Annotated in this window: 16 protein-coding genes; 7 read left to right on the forward strand and 9 right to left on the reverse strand. The window is 71.2% G+C overall.

The features are described 5' to 3' along the window. Positions 1 to 326: 326 nt before the first annotated feature. Positions 327 to 1,472, forward strand: a complete 1,146-nt coding sequence (locus tag AB0J93_RS28380) for a glutamate--cysteine ligase (protein WP_363925406.1) — start codon at positions 327 to 329, stop codon at positions 1,470 to 1,472. Between the two features lie 14 nt (positions 1,473 to 1,486). Here the strand turns inward: AB0J93_RS28380 and AB0J93_RS28385 are convergent, their stop codons facing one another. The 4 genes from AB0J93_RS28385 to AB0J93_RS28400 all read right to left on the reverse strand — a co-directional run bounded on the left by AB0J93_RS28385 (position 1,487) and on the right by AB0J93_RS28400 (position 7,366). Then, positions 1,487 to 3,271, reverse strand: coding sequence for an N-acetylglutaminylglutamine amidotransferase (locus AB0J93_RS28385; protein ID WP_363925407.1), 1,785 nt, complete (start codon positions 3,269 to 3,271; stop codon positions 1,487 to 1,489). A 71-nt stretch (positions 3,272 to 3,342) separates the two neighbouring features. Then, on the reverse strand, positions 3,343 to 5,010 hold the full coding sequence (locus AB0J93_RS28390) for a right-handed parallel beta-helix repeat-containing protein (protein ID WP_363925408.1): 1,668 nt from the start codon (positions 5,008 to 5,010) through the stop codon (positions 3,343 to 3,345). Between the two features lie 306 nt (positions 5,011 to 5,316). After that, on the reverse strand, positions 5,317 to 6,384 hold the full coding sequence (locus tag AB0J93_RS28395) for a lytic polysaccharide monooxygenase (protein ID WP_363925409.1): 1,068 nt from the start codon (positions 6,382 to 6,384) through the stop codon (positions 5,317 to 5,319). 196 nt (positions 6,385 to 6,580) lie between these two features. Continuing rightward, positions 6,581 to 7,366, reverse strand: coding sequence for a pyridoxamine 5'-phosphate oxidase family protein (locus AB0J93_RS28400; protein WP_363925410.1), 786 nt, complete (start codon positions 7,364 to 7,366; stop codon positions 6,581 to 6,583). 111 nt (positions 7,367 to 7,477) lie between these two features. Here AB0J93_RS28400 and AB0J93_RS28405 point away from each other — a divergent pair, with 111 nt between their 5' ends. The 3 genes from AB0J93_RS28405 (at position 7,478) to AB0J93_RS28415 (ending at position 10,006) form a co-directional block, all read left to right on the forward strand. Further along, positions 7,478 to 9,298: a carbon starvation protein A gene (locus AB0J93_RS28405; RefSeq protein WP_363925411.1), complete on the forward strand. Its 1,821-nt coding sequence runs from the start codon at positions 7,478 to 7,480 to the stop codon at positions 9,296 to 9,298. Then, a complete protein-coding gene (locus AB0J93_RS28410; protein WP_363925412.1) occupies positions 9,298 to 9,750 on the forward strand; it encodes a hypothetical protein in 453 nt (150 codons plus the stop codon). The genes AB0J93_RS28405 and AB0J93_RS28410 overlap by 1 nt, the downstream gene beginning before the upstream one ends. A 133-nt stretch (positions 9,751 to 9,883) precedes the next feature. Then, complete coding sequence (locus AB0J93_RS28415; protein ID WP_099848783.1) at positions 9,884 to 10,006, forward strand: 50S ribosomal protein L36; 123 nt, start codon at positions 9,884 to 9,886, stop codon at positions 10,004 to 10,006. Here the strand turns inward: AB0J93_RS28415 and AB0J93_RS28420 are convergent. Continuing rightward, a complete protein-coding gene (locus AB0J93_RS28420) occupies positions 9,975 to 10,967 on the reverse strand; it encodes a DUF817 domain-containing protein (RefSeq protein WP_363925413.1) in 993 nt (330 codons plus the stop codon). The genes AB0J93_RS28415 and AB0J93_RS28420 overlap by 32 nt on opposite strands. A 276-nt stretch (positions 10,968 to 11,243) precedes the next feature. Here AB0J93_RS28420 and AB0J93_RS28425 point away from each other — a divergent pair, with 276 nt between their 5' ends. The 3 genes from AB0J93_RS28425 (at position 11,244) to AB0J93_RS28435 (ending at position 13,552) form a co-directional block, all read left to right on the forward strand. Continuing rightward, the gene (locus AB0J93_RS28425) at positions 11,244 to 11,579 is read left to right on the forward strand and encodes a YciI family protein (RefSeq protein ID WP_363925414.1); all 336 of its coding nucleotides are present in this window, start codon (positions 11,244 to 11,246) and stop codon (positions 11,577 to 11,579) included. Continuing rightward, the gene (locus AB0J93_RS28430) at positions 11,576 to 12,901 is read left to right on the forward strand and encodes a sigma-70 family RNA polymerase sigma factor (protein WP_363925415.1); all 1,326 of its coding nucleotides are present in this window, start codon (positions 11,576 to 11,578) and stop codon (positions 12,899 to 12,901) included. Before AB0J93_RS28425 ends, AB0J93_RS28430 begins: the two co-directional genes overlap by 4 nt. Positions 12,902 to 12,967: 66 nt before the next feature. Continuing rightward, positions 12,968 to 13,552 carry a hypothetical protein gene (locus tag AB0J93_RS28435; protein WP_363925416.1) on the forward strand — a complete coding sequence of 195 codons (585 nt, stop codon included), beginning with the start codon at positions 12,968 to 12,970 and terminating at the stop codon, positions 13,550 to 13,552. A gap of 31 nt (positions 13,553 to 13,583) precedes the next feature. Here AB0J93_RS28435 and AB0J93_RS28440 read toward each other — a convergent pair whose 3' ends face one another. The 4 genes from AB0J93_RS28440 to eccE all read right to left on the reverse strand — a co-directional run bounded on the left by AB0J93_RS28440 (position 13,584) and on the right by eccE (position 21,881). Then, on the reverse strand, positions 13,584 to 14,984 hold the full coding sequence (locus AB0J93_RS28440) for an MBL fold metallo-hydrolase (protein WP_363925417.1): 1,401 nt from the start codon (positions 14,982 to 14,984) through the stop codon (positions 13,584 to 13,586). Positions 14,985 to 15,178: 194 nt separating this feature from the next. Continuing rightward, positions 15,179 to 19,558: an ExeM/NucH family extracellular endonuclease gene (locus AB0J93_RS28445; protein WP_363925418.1), complete on the reverse strand. Its 4,380-nt coding sequence runs from the start codon at positions 19,556 to 19,558 to the stop codon at positions 15,179 to 15,181. A 131-nt stretch (positions 19,559 to 19,689) separates the two neighbouring features. After that, the gene (locus AB0J93_RS28450) at positions 19,690 to 20,382 is read right to left on the reverse strand and encodes a hypothetical protein (RefSeq protein ID WP_093411163.1); all 693 of its coding nucleotides are present in this window, start codon (positions 20,380 to 20,382) and stop codon (positions 19,690 to 19,692) included. Next, the gene (eccE, locus tag AB0J93_RS28455) at positions 20,379 to 21,881 is read right to left on the reverse strand and encodes a type VII secretion protein EccE (protein WP_363925419.1); all 1,503 of its coding nucleotides are present in this window, start codon (positions 21,879 to 21,881) and stop codon (positions 20,379 to 20,381) included. The genes AB0J93_RS28450 and eccE overlap by 4 nt, the downstream gene beginning before the upstream one ends. Positions 21,882 to 21,885 lie beyond the last annotated feature (4 nt).

The raw sequence follows: 21,885 nt of genomic DNA on the forward strand, positions 1-21,885 counted from the left end.
CTGCAACTGCTCTACCAAGGCCGCTCCCCCAACTCCGGCGGCGACTACGGCCTCCTGCCCTACCGCCCAGGAGTACTGACCCTGCAACGCTGACGACACGACACAGATCCGGCTCGAAGGTGCCTGATGATCGCGGATGAGGGCGCTCGCCGAATCGGATGAGCGCCGGCACGCCCCGCGAGCGATCGGGTGGAGCCGGAACGGGCGGGCTCGGTGCAGACCGAGCCCGCCCGTTCAGTCGGTCGGTGCCGTTTGCCGCAGCCATGGCGGGGAACTCCCGCGAGTGCGGCGGCGGTGACCGTCGCCGGCAGGAGGGGATGCCGACGATGACGAACCACCCGTCCACCGCACCGCCCCTGAGTGCCGTGGACGCGCCAGCGCGCCTGACCCTCGGTGTGGAGGAGGAGTTCCTGCTGCTGGACCCGGAAACGGGGGAAAGCCTGCCGGTCGCCGACCGGGTGCTGACGGCCCTGCTCGGTACCGCCCGAAAGCAGAGCCGGCAGGAGTTTCGGCACAGCATGGTGGAGATGGTCACCCCGGTCTGCGCCGACCTCGCCGATCTCCGGGCGCACCTGATCACCTTGCGACGTGCCGCTGCGGAGGCGGCACGGTCGGCGGGCGCGCAGTTGGTCGCGGTGGGAGCCACTCCGGTGCACGAGTCGCACCGGACGGTGCCGGATGAACCTCGCTACCATGCCATGTCCCGCCGCTTCGGTCCGGTCGCACACGATCCGGCCGTATGTGGCTGCCACGTGCACGTCGGGCTGCCGGACCGGGAACTGGCGGTGCAGGTCTGCAACCACCTGCGCCCGTGGCTGCCGGTGGTGCAGGCGCTCACCGCCAACTCACCGCTGCACGACGGCGCGGACACCGGCCACGCGAGCTGGCGTTCGATGCAACTGGAGCGTTGGCCGAGCATCGGACCCACCCCGTACTTCGCCTCGGTCGCCGACTACGAGGCGACCGTGGCGGAACTGGTCGACGCGGGAATCATGCTCGATGCGGCGATGGTCTACTGGTACGCCCGCCCGTCGGCCAGCTATCCCACCGTGGAGATCCGGGTGGGGGACGTCTGCCCGGGGGTGGACGACACGGTGCTGGTCGCGGCTCTGGTGCGAGCCTTGGTCGCCACCATGGTCGACCAGGTGCGTGCTGGCACTCCGGTGCCCCGACTGCGTAGTTGTCTGCTCGCGGCGGCCCACTGGCGGGCTGCTCATGAGGGGCTGGACGGCCGGCTGATCGATCTGCGTGGCGGCGGTGCGCGTCCGGCGTGGGATCTCGTGGAGGAGTTGTTCACCACGGTGACGCCCGCGCTGATCCGGCACGGGGACCTGTCGTACGTCCTGAAGCAGCTGACCCGGCTGCGCCGCGACGGTACCGGCGCGACCCGGCAGCGGCGGGTCATCGCGCGCACCGGTGGGGATGTGCGAGCGGTCCTCGACCACCTCGCCGCCGAGACCACCGCCGGCTGAACCGGCCGGCACGCTCAGCGGATGTCGTGGGTCTGTAGCCAGAGTTCGAGCAGGCCCAGCTGCCACAGCTTGTTGCTGCCCGCAGCGGCCTGCGCCTGTTCGGGATCGGCGAGCAGCGTGTCCACGTACGCCTGCCGGAACAGTCCGCGCTCGCGCGCTGCCGGCGCCCGCAGCGCCGCCACCACGAGGTCGCGGACCGGGCCGTCGACGTTGCGCAGCGCGGGCACCGGAAAGTAGCCCTTCGGCCGGTCGATCACCTCGGCGGGCAGCACCTCGCGGGCGACCTCCTTGAGCACGCCCTTGCCACCATGGGCGATCTTGTGTTGCGGCGGGCAGGCTGCGGCGAGGGCGACCAGATCCTGGTCGAGAAAAGGGGTACGCACCTCCAACCCCCACGCCATGCTCATGCTGTCCACCCGTTTGACCGGGTCGTCGGGAAGCATCAGGTGGGTGTCCAGGCGCAGCACCGCGTCCAGGGCGGTGTCCGCGCCCGGGGCGTTCAGCTCCGCGACCACCAGATCCCGGCTGGCATCGACATCGAGGGCGTGGGCCGGGCCGACCACCCGCATCAGCTCGGCGTGGTCGCGGTCGAAGAAGGCGGCGGTGAAGGTCTGCGCCGCCTCGGCACGAGGCACCTGGGTCAGGGGCTGGTGGTAGCCGTATCCGGCGAACACCTCGTCGGCGCCCTGCCCGGACTGCGCCACCTTGACGTGGGCCGCGACCTGCTCGGAGAGCAGGTGGAAGGCGACCACGTCGTGGCTGCCCATCGGCTCGGTCATCGCCTCGACCGTCCGGCGGACGGCCGGCACCAGGTCGTCGTTGGAGAGCTGGATGCGGACATGGTCGGTGTCGTACGCCCGGGCGACCAGATCGGAGTAGTGGAACTCGTCGCCGGCCTCGCCGTGCCGGCTGTCGAAGCCGATGCTGAAGGTGCGGAGGTGCGGCTGACCGGCCTCGGCGAGCAGAGCCACGATGAGACTTGAGTCGAGCCCGCCGGAGAGCAGCACGCCGACCGGCACGTCGGCGACGAGCCGTCGTCGTACGGCGGTGCGCAGCGCGTCACCGATCGCGGCCCGCCAGTCCCGGGCGTCCCAGCCCGCGTGGGCCGGATCCCGGACGTAACCGGGTCGCCAGTAGACGCGATCGCGGCTACGCCCGTCGGACTCGACGACCCGCACGGTCGCCGGTGGCAGCTTCCGGACACCGCGCAGGATGGTGCGGGGCGCCGGCACGATCGAGTGCCATGACAGGTAGTGGTGCAGCGCCACCGGGTCCACGCTGGTGTCCATGTCGCCCGCCCTGAGCAGCGCCGGCAGCGTCGAGGCGAACCGCAGCCGGCCCGGCGTCCCGGCGAGGTAGAGAGGCTTGATGCCGAGTCGGTCCCGGGCCAGCACGAGCCGACGCCGGGTGCGGTCGACCAGGCCCACGGCGAACATGCCGACCAGATGGTCGACGAAGTCCTCGCCCCACTGTGCGTACGCCACCAGGATCACCTCGGTGTCACTGGTCGAGTGGAAGGTGTGCCCGGCGGCGCGTAGCTCCTCGCGCAGCTCGGGGTAGTTGTAGACGCAGCCGTTGAAGACCAGGGCGAGGCCGAGGTCCTCGCGCACCATGGGCTGGCCGCCCGCGTCGGACAGGTCGATGACGGTCAGCCGGCGGTGCCCGAGAGTAACCCAGCCATCACTCCACAGGCCCTCACCGTCTGGGCCCCGGGACCGCATCGCCTCGGTCATCCGGGTCACCGCGTCGGCGTCGGGCGTGGTGCCGTCGAACCGCGCTTCACCGCTGATGCCGCACATCACGCTCCGATGTCATGTCTCGTCCTCACGTCTGTCCAGGCGCGCACGCGTGGCACCCGACCGGGAACCTCCTACGACTGGTGGCCATGGTTGCCGCTCCAACGACCACCGTCGGCGGGGACGTCGGCGCGGATGGAGGTGCCGTTGCCATCCAGGTCGTTGTCGAGTACCCGGCAGTCGACACAGTTGCCGCGGTCGGTGACCCAGATCCCGTGGGTCTGGGTGGCCGAGCCGCTGTCGCGGATCAGGTTGCCGCGGATCGTGACCGAGTCGGCGGTGGCGTTGACGGTGATGCCGGCCCGGGCGGCGGGGGCTGCGGGCAACTCGTACGGCGTCCCCGGCGGCGGGGTGTCGGCGCTCCAACTGCTGGCGTCGTCGGGTCGGATCGGGGCGAGGGTGAGGGTGGTGGCGTCGTTGGCGGTCACGACGGCGTACCGGTGGCCGACGCGGAGCACCTTGCCGCGGTGACCGTCGGCCGGCCAGTCCGCGCTCTGGTCGATCACGGTGTTCCGGGTGTAGCGGACGGACTCGCCGCCGCCGGAGGCAGCGGGCGCGCACTGGCGGCCGTTGTTGCGGATCCGGTTGTTGATGATGACGGCGTCGCGAAGTGGTCGGTCGAAGCGGATACCGTCGCGGCTGTTGCCCCAGATGTCGTTGCTCTCGATCACGATCTCCTCGGCGGCGGCCCGGTCTCCGTCCCCGAGGTCCTGGTGGTGGTAGCCGTGTCGGCCGTTTCCGGTGATCCGGTTACCGCGCACCGTGTAGGGGCCGACGGTGTTGCCGATGTTCACCCCGTCGCGGAGGTTGCCGTCGATGACGCAGTTGGTGAGCAGGCCGCCCTTGCCGGGTACGCCGGTGGTGCCCTTCGCCGACACCTGGAAGCCGGCCTCCAGGTTTCCTGTCATCGTGCACCCGGTGACGATGAGTCCGTCGGCACCCCAGTCGGAGATGCCGAACCGGTTGCTCTCCGCGTGGCAGTTGGCGATCCTCATGCCCCTCGGCTGGGGACGATCGGGGTACTGCATCTCCAGGAAGATGCCGTTTGTCGCGTTGCCGACCGCGACACAGTTGGTGATGGTCAGGCGTTCCATCGGCCCCCACCCACCGATGCCGACACCGATGCCGGCACCGCCCATCTCCAGGCCGTTGTCCATCCGGCCGCACTCCAGTACCCGGACCGCCTCGACCAGTGTGTCCTGGAGGAAGTCGCAGCCGAAGCCGGTGGCAGCGGTGTGGTGGATGAACAGGTTCCGGAACAGGCCGCCACTGACGAACTGCAGCCCGAGTCCCTTGGCCAGCGGGTTGTACCGTGCCGACGCCACGCCCTTGCCGTCGATCTCGAAGTCGGCGAATGTGCAGTAGGCCAGGGGCCGATCCGGACCGGCACCGTGCAACTTGGCGGTGTAGAAGGCCAGCGGCACCGCCTGGGACCGGTTGCCCTCGTTGCTCAGGACGAACCGGGTGGCGCCCGGTCCTGCGCCCATCAGAGAAACCCCGCTGCGCCAGACGGTGCCGGCGTCGCGGATCGCGTACACCCCGGGCGGGCAGTAGATCACTCGCGCCCGTCCGTCGGCGGCGAACGCGTCGCCGAGCTGGTCCACCAGTGCGTCTAGCGCCGGCTGGTCGTTGGTCGTGCCGTCACCGGTCAGCCCGTGTTCCCGGGCATCGCAGAGCAGTGGTGATCCGGCCACGGCGTACGGCCGCACACCCGAGGCGGTGACGGTCACCTGACCTGACACAGGACATCACCCTCCCCGTGACGGCAGGTCGACCGGTCCTCCGTCCCCCGCCCCACCATCGGGCGTTGTGGGACGCCGGCCTGCCTCGACGGTACGTGGCCGATGTTCCCGGCGAGGACGGATTGCGGAAGGGAGCTGGAGGGTTCCCCCGTCAGGCGGATCTGGCCTGGCGGCAGGCGGCGAGGCGGGAGGTGTCAGGGCTCCGCAGGCGGGCGTGTGGTGGGGAAGCGTCGCCGGACCAATGGTCGCGGACGCGCAGCGTGTGGGGGGTGGCGCTGGTCGGCGCCACCCCCCACACGGAGGTTGTTACCGGGCGGTGCAGGAGAGGGTGGGTGTGCCGTTGGTGCCGTTCCAGGAACCGTTGAATCCGAAGGTGGCGCTGCTGTTGGCGCTCAACGAACCGTTGTGGCCGACGTTCGAGGCGGTCACCGAGGAGCCGCTCGATGTGATCGACGCGTTCCAGGAGTTGGTGATGCTCTGGCCGTTGGGCCAGGTCCAGCTCACCGTCCATCCGGAGATGGCGGCGTTGCCGGCGCGGACGGTGACCTCGCCGCCGAAGCCACCGGGCCACTCGCTGGTCGTGCGGTAGGTGGCGGTGCAGGCGCCGTTACCGGTCGGCGGCGGCGTGGTGGGCGGCGGGGTCGTGGGCGGCGGCGTGGTGGGCGGCGTGGTGGTCGGCGGCGGGGTGGTGGGCGGCGGGTTGCTGCCTCCACCGAAGGTCACGTCGCTGCAGATGTAGTACGGCTGGTCGAGGTGGGACGCCTGCCAGATCGTGTAGACGACGTGCCGGCCGGTGCGGTTGCCCGCGTTGACCTGCGCCTCGTAGAGCCCGGTGGTGGGGTACGAGCCGGTGCGGAGCACCAGTTCCAGGCTGTTCCAGGTGAGGGGCTGCGTGGTCGGATCGAAGCCCTGCTTGGTGATGTAGATGAGCATGTAGTCGGCACCGTGCCGGGCGCCGTCGGTAAGCGTCAGGGTGAAGTTGTTGGGCATCGGCTTGGCGGTCCAGGCACCGACCGTGTCGAGCGAGGCGTACAGCCCACCCTGGGTACGGCCGCCGCTGCACAGCTGCCCGTCGGGGATGACGGCCTGGTGGTTGCCGCCGACGTTCTCGCGGTACAGGCCGTTCCAGTTCCACATGGTGTTCGGGTTGGCCTGGAATGCCTGCCAGCACATCGGGTCGCTCTGGGCCATGGCGGGGTTGAGGTGGTCACCACCCCAGCGCTCATAGCAGCCGTAGTTGCGCGACGGTGGGTTCGTGACCGACCCGTGCGCCGAGGCCGGGCCGGGCTGATTGATCACGACCATGGTGAACGCGGCGACGAGGACGGAGGCCGCGCCGAGTCCTAGTCGACGTGCTGTTCGTGCGAGTTTCATTGATGCTCCAGTTGATCCGCCGACGCCGGTGTCACTCGCCGGGGCGCCCAACCCCGGGAGGAATGCGTCGATCGACATGACGATCTCAAGAGGGCAGGCGTGTGACCACGCTGCCTGCGACGGCTCGGCGGCTCCCAACCGCGATAGTACTCATCGTATCCACTCGTGTGAATCTTTTCCGGAAGGGGTCGGTGGGTCAGCCGTTGAGCGCGTCCTGGCAGGCCCGGGCGAGCCGGCGCTGGCTGGTCAGCCGTCGCCACAACCCGAGCGGCGGCGCGAGGGCGGTACGCGCCGGTGCCGCCGTCACGGCCAGGACGCCGTCGGTCAGCTCCCCCCGGGTCGTCCACGGCGTCCACCGTTCGAGGTCGGGTGCGGAGAAGTCGTGTCCCAGCAGCACCGCCGGGCCGTTGGCGGGTGGCCGTCCCGCGAGGCTCCGCACCCGGACCGCCCCGCGTCCCTCGTCGTCGGGCCGCGTCACCGAGTCCAGGTACAGCTGCTGATCGTCGCGGGCCACCGCGAGCACCTCGCCGGCCCCGCCGACGCGGGCACCGACCGTGGTCGCCGTGACGACGTCCAGCACCACGATCAGTCGGGGCAGGTACCACCAGTGCTCCCGGCGCAGCAGCGGCGAGTCGATAAGCGCGCGTGCCGGCGGGTACTTGCGTAGTTCCTGGTCGAGCAACTGTTCCGCGAACAGCGTGCCGTCGCGATCCTCGGTCAGCCGGGGCCGGCCGGTCACCGCGACCGGCCGCCAGCCACGTCCGGTGAGCCGGTCGTCGGAGACGACAAGCGCCGCGACCGGCGCGGCGGCCAGCCGTCGGGCGAGGGCGACCTCGGCGTACGGGAAGGCGACGGCGGGTCGGTCGTCGAGCAGCAGCGGCGTGACCGGCCGGGCCTGTGGTCGGCCGTCCCGGTCGAGCCAGGCCAGCTCGCCGACGGTGGCGGCCTGGATCGCGCGACGAACATCAGCACCCACGTCCATGTGATCCGAGCCGTTCGGTTGACCTTGGAATGTGATCCCCGTTACATTACCGGCAGGTTTCGGGATCTGCACACGAGCGCCCGCCCCCGCGGGCCGCAAGGAGGCAGCCGTATGCCCGCCATCGTCGTCGTCATCGCGGTCATGGCGATGTTCGCCCTCGGCTACCGGTACTACTCGCGTTACCTCGCCGACCGGGTGTACGGGCTGGACCCGGCCTACGTCACCCCGGCGCACCGGTTCGCGGACGGGGTGGACTTCGTACCCACCAACAAGCATGTGCTCTTCGGCCACCACTTCACCTCGATCGCCGGAGCCGCCCCGATCGTCGGTCCGGCGATCGCGGTGTTCTGGGGGTGGGGACCGGCGTTGGCCTGGGTGGTGCTCGGCACCATCTTCGCGGCCGGCGTACACGACTTCGGGTCGCTCGCGGTCTCGGTACGACACCGGGCGCGCAACATCGGCACCCTCGCCGCGGACGTGATCAGCAAGCGGGCCCGGACGCTCTTCCTGCTGATCATCTTCTTCCTGCTCACGCTTGTGAACGCGGTCTTCGCGGTGGTGATCGGCAACCTGCTCGTGGCGTACCCGGGCGCGGTCATCCCGATCTTCGTGGAGATTCCCCTGGCCATCGCGATCGGCCAGTACATCTACCGCACCCGCAGCGCCGCGCTCGTACCGTCGATCATCGGCGTGATCGCCCTCTACTTCCTGATCTGGGTGGGCAACCTCTACCCGATCGAGATCACCGGGCTGGCCGACGCGCTCGGGTTCGACCAGCCGCGCAATCTGTGGGTGATCATCCTCTTCGCGTACACCTTCATCGCCTCACGCCTGCCGGTGTGGCTGCTGTTGCAGCCTCGCGACTACATCAACTCCCACCAGCTGTTCATCGCGATCGCCATCATCTTCGCCGGCGTGCTGGTCGGGATGGACCGGATCGTGGCACCGATGTTCAACGACGTGCCGGCCGGCTCACCGAGCATCTTCCCGTTCCTGTTCATCACCGTCGCCTGCGGTGCGATATCCGGGTTCCACTCGCTGGTGGCCTCCGGCACCACCTCCAAACAGCTCGACAAGGAGACCGACGCCCGGTACGTCGGCTACGCCGGGGCGATCGGCGAGGGCAGCCTCGCCCTCGGGTCGATCATCGCGGTCACGGCCGGGGTCGCCGCCACGCGCGCCGAGTGGGAGGGGTTGTACGCCAGCTACGCCGAGGCCTCGGGCGGTGCCACCCGCAACTTCGTCAACGGCATCGCCAGCTTCGCCACCAACCTCGGCATCGAGTTCCAACTCGCGACCGTCTTCGCGGCGGTGGTGGTGATCTCGTTCGCGGCCACCACCATGGACACCGGCGTCCGGTTGCAGCGCTACATCGTGCAGGAGATCGCCGAACTGGCCGGGTGGCGGCGGCTGTCGCGTCACCTGACCCTGGCCGGGTTGCTGGCGATCGCCGCACCGCTCACGCTCGCCCTGCTGCCGGGCGGAGGGGACGCCGGCTACACCTTCGGGGTGCTGTGGCGGCTCTTCGGTACCACCAACCAGCTCACCGCCGGGCTGGCGCTGGCCGTCATCGCGGTCTGGGTGCTGCGCCGTCGGCGCAACCCGGTGGCGGTGATCGTGCCGCTGGTCTTCCTGCTGATCATGACGACCTGGGCCCTGATCGTGCAGTTGCGCGAGTTCGTCGAGGCCGACGAGTGGGTGCTGGCGCCGCTGGACGCCATCATCTTCGTCCTGGCGCTCTGGCTGATCGTGGAGGCGGTGCTGGCACTGCGTCGTGCCAGTGGCCAGCCCGCCGAGGCGGACACGGATCCCGGGCCCGGCCCGGACAGCGACGGTGCGGGCGCCATCGAGTCCGAGCCGGCCGACCAGTCGCAGCGGGCGGTCGGCGCCGAGTCTGCGGCCGGTGCCGGTGCCACCGACGATCGTCGCTGATGGCCCGGCACCGGGTTCTGCTGATCCGACCGTGGGACGCCGCCGGGGCCGGCTCCGGCTGCTGCACCGGCGCGGCCGGCATCTGCATCGAGGGTCGGCACGATGATCCCGCACTGGCTCGGCAACGGGCCGACCGGCGGCCGTTGGGCGAGGTCTACCAGGTGGTACGCGCCGGTCTGCCAGCCGAGATCGCGGTGGAGATCGTCGACCCGCGTAACACGCTGTTCCTCTTGCCGGCGATCGTGCGCGACGGTCGCCGGCACCGGCGACCCTGGCGGGACCTGCTGCGAGACCTGGTCCGGGGTACCGGATATGCGGCGATCATCGTGGACGGCCGGGTGGTCAGCGAGTCCGGCCTACCCCCGGCGGATCAGGCCCTGCACATCGTCCGCCGGGCGCTCGACTCGTCGGCCGCCGTCAGCTGCCGCAACAGCCGCCGGCCCGGTCGGTAGCCGGCTCGTCGGCCGACCAGGTTCAGCGGTGCGGTGAGCAGCCTACGGCCGCGCCCGGTGACGGGAATCCCATCCTCAAGGTCGGCGTTTGCTCCTGCGTACGACGTGAGGCCCGAGCCGAGGAGAAACGGACATGAAGGTACGCAGTTCCCTCCGGTCGCTGAAGCGGAAGCCGGGTTCGACGGTGGTACGCCGCCGCGGCCGAGTGGTCGTGGTCAACCGGCTCAACCCGCAGTGGAAGAGCCGTCAGGGCTGAGCTGGTCGAGAGGCGATCCGCGCCGCCCCTGCTGGCCGACCGGCAGCCCGCCACGCGGAGTCTCATCGACGTCATGGGGTGGCTGCCGGCCGTCGTGAGGCAGCTGCGGCGGTGAGATCCAGGTGACCAGCACCACCGAAATGATCATCAACAGGAACCACGACGTCAGCTTCGTCAGTGACACCGGATGCCAGCCGTCCACCTGACTCGGGTACAACCACGCGTTCGACCAGGTGGCGATGTTCTCCGCGAGCCAGATGAAGAAGGCGACGAGGACGAAGGCCAGCAGCAGCGGCATGCGCCACCGCGCCCGGAATATCCGGAAGTGCATGACACAGCGACCGAACACGATTGCGACAACCGCGACGAGCAGCCATCGCACGTCCGGCAGGTAGTGGTTGCCGAAGAAGTTGAGGTAGATGGCGATCGCCACCACGGCCGTCAACCAGCGTGGCGGATAGCGCGTGAAGCGCAGGTCGAACAGCCGGTTCACCCGGACCAGGTAGGAGCCGACCGCGGCGTACATGAAGCCGCTGAACAGGGGCACCCCGCCGAGCCGGAGCACGCCGTCGGGCTCGTACGTCCAGGAGCCGACGTGCGTCTTGAACAGCTCCATCACCGTGCCGACGAGGTGGAACAGGACGATCACCCGTAGTTCGCGCAGAGTCTCCAGCCGCCCGGCGACCATGGCGACCTGGATGGCGACGGCGGCGACGGTGAGGACATCGTTGCGGGCGTACCCGGCGTCGTCCGGGTACCAGAGGTGCGCCGCGCAGATGATCGCCAGCATGGCGGCACCGAACACACACGCCCAGGCCTGCTTGAGCCCGAAGACCACGAACTCGGTCAACCAGCCGGCCGGCCCGTGACGCGGCAGCCGGGCCAGCCCCGCCCGGAAGCGGGCGTCGATCGCGCGTTCGGCCGTGGTGAGCGTGGCCCGTCCGTCGGGGGTGTGCTGCATCGCTCCGAGGTTAGTGGCCGCCGGACGGCGCGGACATTCCGCCCGTGGGCTCGGCGACCGCGCACTGACCTCGCTGTTAAGCGCCACTGGCCACCCGCGCGGTCGACGCCAGCGATCGTGACCGACGGCGCGGCCGAGATGGCGTCCGAGAGCGACCGAACGTGCCTGACGGCGAATCCGCGCGGAAGATGAAACCCTTCGGTTGTCCGGAAGCTGGGTTCGCCGTTCGTCATGTCGGTGGAACCACTCCTGACGATTCGACAGAAAGGCACTGACGTGAAGTACATGATGCTGGTCTGCACCGATCCGGAGCCGGACCCGGAGCCGACCAACCACCCCGACGTCGAGGTGTGGGTGGCGGAGAACGACGCGGCCGGCCGACGCCTCCAGGGCGCCCGGCTGGCACCGGCGTCGGCCGCCACCACGGTGCGGGTGCGCGATGGCCAGCTGCTGCTCTCCGACGGGCCGTTCGCCGAGGTCAAGGAAATGATCGTCGGCTTCGACCTGCTGGAGTGCGCCGATCTGGACGAGGCGATCGAGGTGGCCCGGGCACATCCGATGGCCTGGGCCGGGCGGATCGAACTCCGGCCGTTCGACGATTCCGAGCAGTGACGGATCCGGCCGCCGAGATCGCGGTGCCGCGGACGTCGACCGACGACGACGGCGCGGCGGCGCAGCGGCGCGCCGGGAACGGGGGTACGGCGGCCGGTCGGGCCGCGGCGGCGCAAGCCGTCGCGGCCACTGCCGTCGAGGCGTACCCCCGGATCGTGGCGGCCCTGATCCGGATCACCGGTGACTGGACGCTGGCCGAGGACTGCACCCAGGAGGCCCTGGCTCGGGCGCTGGACCGCTGGCCGGTGGACGGGGTGCCGGTCAACCCGGCGGGCTGGCTGATGGCGGTCGCCCGCAACCGGCTCCTCGACGTGGTGCGGCGGGCCTCGGTCGAGCGGCGCAAGCTGCGTGACGTGGCGGTGCTGGCGCTCACGGCCGCCACCGCGGAACCGGTACCGGACGAGGAGGTGGTGGACGACCGGCTGCGGCTCATCTTCACCTGCTGCCATCCGGCCCTCGCACCGCAGGCACGGGTCGCGTTGACCCTCCGGACGATCTGCGCGGTGCCCACCGCCGACATCGCCCGGGCCTTCCTGGTCAGCGAGTCCACCATGACCCGGCGGCTCACCCGGGCCAAGGCGAGGATCGCCGACGCGGGAATCCCGTACCGGGTGCCGCGCGGCGACGCCCTTACCGAGCGGCTGCCCGGGGTGCTGGGCGTGCTCTACCTGCTGTTCACCCAGGGCTACGACGCGGACGGCGAGCCGGCCTTCGCCGAGGAGGCGATCCGGTTGGCCCGGCTGCTGGTCCGGCTCATGCCCGAGCAGCAGGAGGCGACGGCGTTGCTGGCGCTGTGCCTGTTGCAGCACTCCCGCCGTACCGCCCGGCGGGACACCGACGGCAACCTGATCCCACTCGATCGTCAGGACCGGTCCCGGTGGGACCATGCGGCGATCACCGAGGCCGACCGCCTGCTCGCCGGGCTGAGCGAGTCCGGCCCGTACGCGTGGCAGGCCCAAATCGCGGCGTGCCACGCCACCGCGCCCAGCGCCGACGCCACCGACTGGCGTCGGATCGCCGACTGCTATGACCAACTCGCCCAGGTGCAACCCACCCCGGTGGTCGCCCTGAACCGGGCCGTCGCGCACGGGTACGCGTACGGGCCGCCAGCCGGGCTGGCCCTGCTCGCCGAGGCGCGCGCCGGTGGCGGGCTCGACAGTTATCCGTTGACGCTGGCGGTGGAGGCGGATCTCGTCGCCCGACAGGGCGACCCGGAGCGGGCAGTGGCGCTGTTCCGGGCGGCGGCGGACCGGGTGCACGGCGATGCCGAGCGTCGGGCGCTGCTCGACCGGGCGCGTCACACATATGGACCCGCGTCGTAGCAACCGAGCCGGGGCATCCGGCCGGACGGGGCAGCGCGGTTGACGGCACCGGCCGATACTGCGGAGATGGTGCGGTGGGCCTGGGCGTGCGTCGGTGTTCTGCTCGTGGTGAGCGTGACGGCCTGTGACGATCCGCCGCCGGACGCCGCGCCGATGTCGCCGGCACCGGCGCCGACGTCCGCCGGATGGACGGCACCACCGCTGCGGTTACCCACCGCCGGGCCCGGCGACGCCTGCCCGGTCGCCGAGCCCCAGCCCTGGTCCGACAGTTACCAGGCGCACCGGGTACTCGGGCCCGGCCCGCTGTACCCGGTCGCCGACTACTTCGCCGACGGTGCCCTGCAACTGCGCGACGAGGACCGGGAACCGGACGGCACGTACACCAAGAAGGTGCGGTGGATCGGCTCCGGCTACACCGGCCCGGTGCTGGTACGGGCAGCGCGGATCGACGCTCCGGGCAGCGCGACGGCGGCGTTCTCCTACACCGGCGAATCCCGCGACGACGGGCACCACGCCGTGCTTACCACGCCGGAGAGCGACCTGCCGGGCATCACCACCGTGGACGGGCCGGGCTGCTACGCGTACCAGGTGGACGGGAGCACGTTCAGCGTGACGATCGTGTTCCGCGCCGCCCCGGCGAACCCGTCCTGATTCCCGGCACGCCGCCGATGGACGCCGGCGGTCAGGCGCTGCGGTTCAGCCGTACGCCGGCCTGCTCGGCGTGGTCGAAGAGGTCGTTGATGAGCACCACTTCACGGCCGGCATTGGCCAGCAGGGAGGCGGCGACGGCGGCCCGGTAGCCGGATCCGCAGTGCACCCAGACGGTGCCGGGCGGGATGTCGGCAGTCCGGCGGGGCAACTCGGGCAGCGGTACGTGCACGGCACCATCGACGTGGCCGTCCCGCCACTCGTTGCCCAGCCGCACGTCGAGGACGACCTGCGGGGCGGGCAGCCCGGCCGGTGGATTCCCGGCCTGCGCGGCGGCCAGCGCCGGGAAGTCCGCGACGAGCAGCTCCCGCAGCTCGGAGGGGTTGTCGACCCACTGCCGGGGAGTGCCGGTCGCCTGGGCGGCGGGCCGGTCGATGCCGATCCGGACCAGCTCGCGCTGGGCGTCGGCGACCTGCTCCGGCGTCTCGGCCAGCAGCGTGACCGGGGTGCCCCAGTCGATCAGCCAGCCGAGCCAGGTCGACATCGGGCCGTCGAGGCCGAGGCTCACCGTGCCGGCCAGGTGCGAGACCGCGTACGCCTTGCGGTGTCGCAGGTCGACCACCCACTCCCCGGCGGCGATGCGCTCCCGCAGCTGCGTGGCGTCGGCCCGCGTCACCGGGGTGAGATCCACCGGCGCCGGGCCGGCGGTGTTGGCCACCCCCATGTGCGCGTAGTACGCCGGGTAGGCGTCCAGACCGGCCAGGGTTTCGGTGACGAAATCGGTCGTGGCCAGCCGGAAGACCGGGTTGACCTGCTTTTCCCGGCCGATCGTCGAGTCCGGGGCGTCGGCCTGGCTGGCCGAGCAGAAGCTGCCGAAGCCGTGGGTGGGCCAGACCTGCGCCCCGTCGGGCAGCAGGTCGGCGAGCCGCTTCGCCGAGGTGTGCTGACGCTGGGCCAACTCGTGTGCGTGCTCCGCACCAAGGAGGTCGGTGCGACCGGTGGTGCCGAACAGCAGCGATCCTCCGGTGAAGACCCCCGCTGGGGTCCAGTCAGCCCCGGTGGCCTCGTCGAGCACGTACGACAGGTGGTGGAAGGTGTGGCCCGGGGTGGCCACGGCCCGGAGCCGCAGCGCCTCCGACACCTCGATGACGTCGCCGTCGCGGACCGGTACCCGGTCGAAACCCACCTCGTCGTCGGCGGCCACCAAGTAACGCGCCCCGGTCAGCCGGGCCAGGTCCAGCCCGCCGGAGACGTAGTCGTTGTGCAGGTGTGTCTCGACCACGTGGGTGATCTCCACGCCGGCCGCACCGGCGAGGTACAGCACCCGGTCGATGTCCCGCTGCGGGTCCACCACGACCGCGACCCGGCCGTCGGTGGCCAGGTAGCTGCGGTCGCCGAGGGACGACGTTGTGATGACCGACACCTGCACCGTCATGCCCAGCTCCTCGATAGTCGTCTCCAGCGGTTGCTTACCCGGCCGGAGTGCGGAGATGCCGCCTCGATCGGGTAGCCGTCTCCGACTATACCCCTGGGGGTATGCATCACCCACTCGGATGGGCCGACCGCGAACCGGAGGCCGGTCCGCGGTCGGAGCAGCTCCGACCGCGGACCGGCGTTGTCACCTACCGGTCACAGGCGCGCGCACTGACCCGACGCCGGGCCCCGCACCATGTTCGCCCGACCCTCGTTCACCGGGGCCGGGGTGTTGCCCGAGCAGGCCAGCGGGCCGCTGATGGTGTTGGCGGCGACGACCACCGGCTGGCTGCCGGAGTTGCCCGTCACGCTCACCGGGCCGCTGACGGTGGCCGCGTCGACCCGTACCCCACCGAGGTTGGCCACAAGCGTCACCGGCCCGTTGATCCGGGCCTTGCTGATCTTCAGGTCGCCGGTGGTGCCGGCCACCGTGACCGGACCGGAGACCTTCGTACCCGACAGCTCGAACAGCACCGGCCGGGTGGCGGACACCGGGCCGTTGATGGTGCCGCCGGTCACCCGCAGCGAGGCCCCTGCGGCGATCGACACCGGGCCCGCGATCGTGGCGTTCTCCACACAGGTCAGGCCGGCGGTCACGATCAGCGGCTTGTTGTGCTTGCCGGTGATTGTGGTGGTGCACTCCGGCCCGCCCTGGCCGACCGACGACCGCGGGTCGGTGTCCGCGGTCACCGGCGAGTTGGCGGCGAAGTAGTTCACCAGCATGGTGAGGTCGTTGTCGCCGGTGGTCAGCGGGTCGGTGCCGCCGCCGAGAGTGGTGAAGTTGTCCCCGCCGGCAGCGAGGAACGAGTTCACCGTGACCCGGTAGCTGCCCGCCGGGTCGATCGGCGTGCCGTTCAGCTCCATCGAGGTGATCCGCGAGCCCTGGGCGGCCTGCGGGTCGTAGGTGTAGCTGAAGCCCTCCGACACGCCGAGCCACAGCACCGGGCGGGACGCGCCCGCCGGCTGCCACTGCTGCTCCAGCACCTGCTTGATCTCGGCACCGGTGTAGGTCTTGGTGACCACGTCGTTGGCGAAGGGCTGGACGGCGAAGGCCTCGGCGTAGGTCACCGTGCCGTCGTCGCCGTACAGCAGGTCGGCCCGCAGACCGCCCGGGTTCATGAACGCGATCTGCGCCCCACCCCGACCGGCGTCACGGGTGCCGGCGAGCTGCACGTCGGCGATGAAGTTGCCAAGCGCCGACTCCTTGCCCCGATCCTCGTTGCCGTCGGTGTAGGCGCGCCGGATGTCGGCGGTGATCTCACCTAGCTTCCGCTGACCCAGCTCCTGCGCCCGCACCTTCGCGGCGGCCACGATCTCCGCCACCGCCGGGTCCTGCGCCGCACCGACGACGTCCACCAGGGACGCGTCGGCGGAGGTGATGGAGCCCGCCTCCGGGTCGAAGGTCAGCGTGACCTTGCCGAGACGCTTGCCGTAGTCCTCGGCCTGCACGATCGGCCGCAGCTTGTCGGTGCCGGGAACCGGCACCTCGAAGGCGTACGGCTGGTGGGTGTGCCCGCTGAAGATCACGTCGACGGTGGCGTCGGCGCGGGTGAACTCGCCGAAGACCGGGTCGTTCGTCAACGCCTCAGGAGAGTCGATGTTCTCGGTCGCGGCGCCCTCGTGCGCGAGCAGCACGACCACGTCGGCCTCGCCGTTGTCCGGGTTGCCGTCCTTGAGCTGGCCGGCGACCAGGTTGGCCTCGACCACCGGGTCGCGGAACGTGATGCCGGTGATGCCGTCCGGGCTCACCAGCGAGGCGGTCTGCTCGGTGACCACGCCGATGAAACCGACGCGGACGCCGCCGATGGTGTTCACCGCGTACGCCGGTAGCGCCCGGGTGTCACCGCGGTACACGTTGGCGCCCAGGTGCGGGAAGTCGGCCCGGTCGGTCACCCGGCCGGTCAGGTCCGCCATGCCCTTGTCGAACTCGTGGTTGCCCACCGCCGAGACGAGCAGGCCGGCCTGGTTCAACGCGTCGATCGTCGGGTTGTCGTCGTCGATCGCCGAGATGAAGGTGGAGGCGCCGATGTTGTCACCGGCGGAGACGAACGCGGTGTTCGGGTTCTCCGCCCGCAACTGGTTCACCAGACCGGCCACCTGAGCGGCACCGCCGACCGGCTGACCATCCACGGTGGCCGGTGACTCCAGCCGGCCGTGGAAGTCGTTGATGCTCAGCAGTTGGAGCTCCACCGGGCCGGCGTCGGCGCCGGTGTCGATGCCCACCACCAGCGGGTTGTGGTCGCTGGCCCGGTACGGGTCCGGTGCGAAGAACGCGGCCAGGCCGTCGTACTGGAAGGCGTACGACTCGACCGCGTTGATCTGCCAGATGTCGACCCCGGTGACCCGCGACGCCAGCGACGGCGAGGCGAGGGCGTGGTCGAGCGAGCCGGACTCACCGTTGAAGACGTAGCTGGTCTTCCCGGTGTCGTTGAGATTGCGGTAGTCCTCGTCGTAGAGGGCCTGCATCGGGTCTTCCTGGGTGTACGCGTTGAAGTCACCCAGCAGCAGTACGTCGTCGGTCTCGCTGTCCGCCTTGACCTGGTCCACGAAGGCGGCCAGCGCCCCGGCCTGCCGGACCCGATCGCCGTTCCAACCGCCCTGACCGTCACCGGCATCGGCGTTGTCACCGGAGCCGGCACCGCTCTTGGACTTGAAGTGGTTGGCCACCACGATGAAGTCCACCGAGCCGGCGGTGAACGTCTGCGCGATCGGCTCGCGGGCGTTGGACCACACCGTCTCGTCGTTCACCGACCGCGATGGGCCCTTCGGCTGTGCCTTGGCCGGCTTGAAGATGATCGCCGTGGTGATGACGTCCTGCTCGGCCGCGCCGGGCAGCTCGGCCGGCGTACGGACGTAGTCCCAGGTGCCCGCGCCGTCCTCGCTGTTCAGGGCGGCGACCAGGCGCTTGAGTGCCTGCTGCGGGTCCTCGGCGTTGAACCGGACCGAGTTCTCGATCTCCTCCAGCGCCACCACGTCGGCGTTCAACGCGGTGATCGCCGAAACGATCTTTGCTTCCTGCCTGGCCAGCGCCGCCTCGTCGTCGGCACCTCGGGCCTCGCCACCGAAGTGGACGAAGTAGTTCAGCACGTTGAAGCTGGCCACCCGCAGGTCGCCGCCGACGTCAACGGGCCCGGCGGTACGCGGATTGGTGGTCTTGAACGTGGTCCGGGCGGCCGGTGCGGTGTCCGCGTCGACCGGGCGGGTCGGTTGCAGACGCCACTCGTTGAAGCCGTACGACAGCACCGACGCGCCGAACGCCTCCACCGAGTCGCCGACCCGCAGCGGGCTGGCCGGCGAGACGTACGGCGGCAGCAGCCCGGCGGTGGCCAGGTTCGTGGTCCTACCGTCGTCGACAAGCAGGCGACGCCGCTTGTTCTCAGCGGCCAGGGCCTGCGCGGGGTCCGAGCCGGGGCGGGCCACATCGGTAGGCGTCCGGGCCGGCTGGTCACCGGCGGCGAGCACCACCTCGCCGTACCGGTTGGTGTTGTACACCTCGGAGACGGTGTACGCGCCGACCGGCGCCACCAGCATCGACTCGACCGACTCGCGAGCGGCCTCGTCCAGGGGCAGCTCGACCGGCACCGGTGCCGGCAGCGGTGCGCCCTGCTCGCAGACCTGGACGTCGGCCCGGGCCGCGATGGTCAGCTGGGTGAGACCGTTGAACTCGCTCGCCGTGCCGCTGACCCGTACCCGGTCGCCGATCGCGACCGACGGGTGGTTCGCGGTGTTGGTGGTGAGGTACACGAAGATGCCGTCCGAGGCGGTTCCGGCGGCGACCGGGCGCTCGGCACCGCTGCCCGCCGTCTGCACGTACACGCCGTTGTAACCACCGGTGCGGTGGTCGGCGGTGACGATGCCCTCCACGGTCACCCGGCTGCCGGCCAGCGGCGTGGCCGCACCGGAGCCCTGCACCTCGGCGATGGTGTGGTCGACGGTGACGGTGCAGCCGGTCGGATCCGGGTCCGGGTCCGGGTCCGGGTCCGATGCGGCGTTGCGCACCCCGAAGGTGCTCGGCGCGGGTGCCCGCCAGCTGCCCTCGATCTTCTGGAGCGAGTGGCCCGCCGGGGTCGACGCGGTCTCCTGCACGCCGACATCGACGCCGGTCCGGCCGTCCGCCGGCCCGCCGGTCGCGGTGAAGGTGCCCTCGTAGGTCAGGAACTCGGCGACGTCACCGCCGGGCGCGACGAGCGCGACGCCGTCAGGTGAGCCGTTCTGGATGCCGTCCGTCGGGTACGACTCGACGACCACACCCGTGGCCGGCACCACGCCGCTCAACGTCCTGGTGCCGTACGCCGAACCGTTGGCGCCGTTGTAGAGGACGATCTGCCAGCCGGTCAGGTCGAAGCCGACCGGTGCCTCGACCTCGATCGCCTCGCCGGTGTCCGCCCCGACGTTGTCGTAGTGGATCTCACTGATGAACGGCGTGGTGGGCGCCGGGTCCGCGAAGGCGGTGGTGCCACCGGAGAGGATGAGCGTGGTGGCGGTGACCAGTACGCCCGGGATTGTGAGTAGTCGTGTACTTCTTGTGCGCTGCATGTATGCGGCCTCCGAAGGGAGTAGACCGTCGGAGGATAAGCGGCGCCGGTGTCCATGCGGGAGCCGCCGGGTGTACCAAAGCGGCAAAGACGGGGTAGCTCAGCCGCCCTGGGCGGCAAAGACGGGGTAGCTCAGCCGCCCCGGGCGACCGGGCCGATCAGCTGACGCTCGGTGCCGGTCATGCTCAGCATCACCCACTGCACCTTGCCCTTGGTGATCAGGCCGACCATCTCCGGATGCAACTGGGTGAACCAGCTCTGCACGCTGGCCAGACCGAGGGCGTTCGCGGCGGTGGCCGCCTCGGCCTCGGTGAGCCGCTGGAGCACCACGATGTCGCTGCGGACCAGAACCTCGACGTCCCAGCCGGCCAGGTCGTCGCGGACCACCAGGGTGGCCCGCCAGGGTGCGCTGAGATTGGTGTCCGGTCCGGTGACCGGACCGGTGTCGATCACCACGAGCTGTGGTTCGGTCGGTGTGGCCGGCACCGGAGGCGCGACGCCCGGCGGCAGGAACGAGGCGATCTCCCGGCCGATGACGCAGCGCCGCAGAAAGGCGTCCCACTCCTGCTCCCGCGCGGTCTGCACGAACAGCCGGGCGCCGAGCGCCAGTGACCGGAAGGCGAGCAGCTCGGCTGCGCGTACCCCGCCGGTGAGCATCAGCCGGGTCGGTTCGGCCCGGAACACCCGCAGCCCCACCGGCTCCTGCTGGCGGTTACGGCCGACGACCAGCCCGCCGCCACCGGCGACCAGCCGTAGCCCGGCGACGGAGGCAGCGTCCGCGACGTGTAGTCCCATCCGACTGCCGGGAAAGGCGACGCCGTTCATCGCAGGAAGCCTCCCAACGGCAGGGTGGCGGCCACGCCGTGGGCGTGCTCGCCGTCGAGTCGCTGCAGGCGACCGCCGTGATCGCGGATCGCCTGGTCGAGTGCGCGATCGGCGGCGGCCAGCGCGGCCGGGTCGGCGCCGATGAGCCGGAACGCCACCTCGACCAGGGCGTCGTCGTCACCAGGGCGGCCATTCTCCCGAGCCACCGAGATGGACACCACGCCGGCCGCGGCGGGCAGTCCGCGCAGCAGTGGGTCCAGTTCCCACGCCCGGCTGGGCCAGGCGAGCAGTCGATAGCAGCTCTGCGGGACACCCTGAACCGACCAGCTCCGCCAGCCTTCCCGGGTCAACGGTCGGTCGGTGCCGGCTGCGCCAGCGGTGAGATGGGTCAACTGGGCGACCGCGGCGAGCACCTCGTCCCGGTTGAGCAAACGGGCCGTCGCCCGTTCCTGCCGCAGCTGACGCCGGGTCCGCCGGATCGCCGCCGTGAGCGCCGGCCGCAGATCCCGGTCGGCGTGGAAATCGGGGGTACGCGGAGCGTGAAGCACCACCCACGCCTGCCGGCTGGCCGGGACGCCACCGTTCGTCAGTTCGCGGTACGCACGGTCGACCGCAGCCGCGCGGGCGCGGGGCGCCGGGGTCACCTGGATCAGCACCTGCACCGTCACGAGGGGCGTCTTCGGGTCGGCCGCCGGTAGCAACGCCACCGGAGACGGCAGGGCCTGCGGTGCCCCCATGAGCAGCGCGCCCTCGGTCGGATCGACCTCCAGCACCGCGCTGAGCCCACCCCGGTGGGTCAGCAGCACGGCCGGCTGATCGTCGATCTCGACCTGATCCAGCTCGACGGTGCTCTCCAGGTGGCTCAGCAGCTGCCATGGGCCGTCGGGCCCGGCGCCGACCAGCTGCCGGCTCCGTCCCCGGTACGCCCACCACACCGCCAGCCACTGGTGCAGCCATCGACCCCGGTGGCGCACCATCGTCGGAGCGAGCACCAGCACCGTGGCGGCGGCCACCGCGACGGTCAGCGGCAGGCCGTGCGGCGTGGCCGCCAGCACCGCCGCCGCACCGGCCTGCCAGGCCACGAGCTGGGCCACGTGGATCCCACCGACGCGCGGCTGCCGTCGGTGTGGGCGTACCACCGGAACCGCCGCGGCGTCCCGGGCCGCGCCTTCGGCGACGGGCGGTCCCGCCGGGGCGGCCGTGGCCCGCGGTACGACCCGACTCTCCGGCGTCCGGGCGGCGGGCGCGGCGACGGCGGCCGATCCCGTGGCGGCGGCCCGACTGGTGTACGCGGTGCCGACGGTGGCCCGCCCCTGCCCGCGCTCGGCCGCCCAGGTGTGGCCGGGGCCGGCGCCGCCGAGCGTCGGTGCCGGCGCTGCGCCCTGCTGTTGCGGCGCGCGCTGCTGATGGGGCGCGCGCTGCTGTGGCGGCGGTGCCGCCGCCCCCGGGTGATGCTGCCAACCCGGCTCGCCCGGCTGAGCCGCACCCGGATGCGTCACCGCA

Origin of the sequence: Micromonospora sp. NPDC049374 (assembly GCF_040677165.1) — a bacterium.
In the GTDB taxonomy this organism is placed as follows: domain Bacteria; phylum Actinomycetota; class Actinomycetes; order Mycobacteriales; family Micromonosporaceae; genus Micromonospora.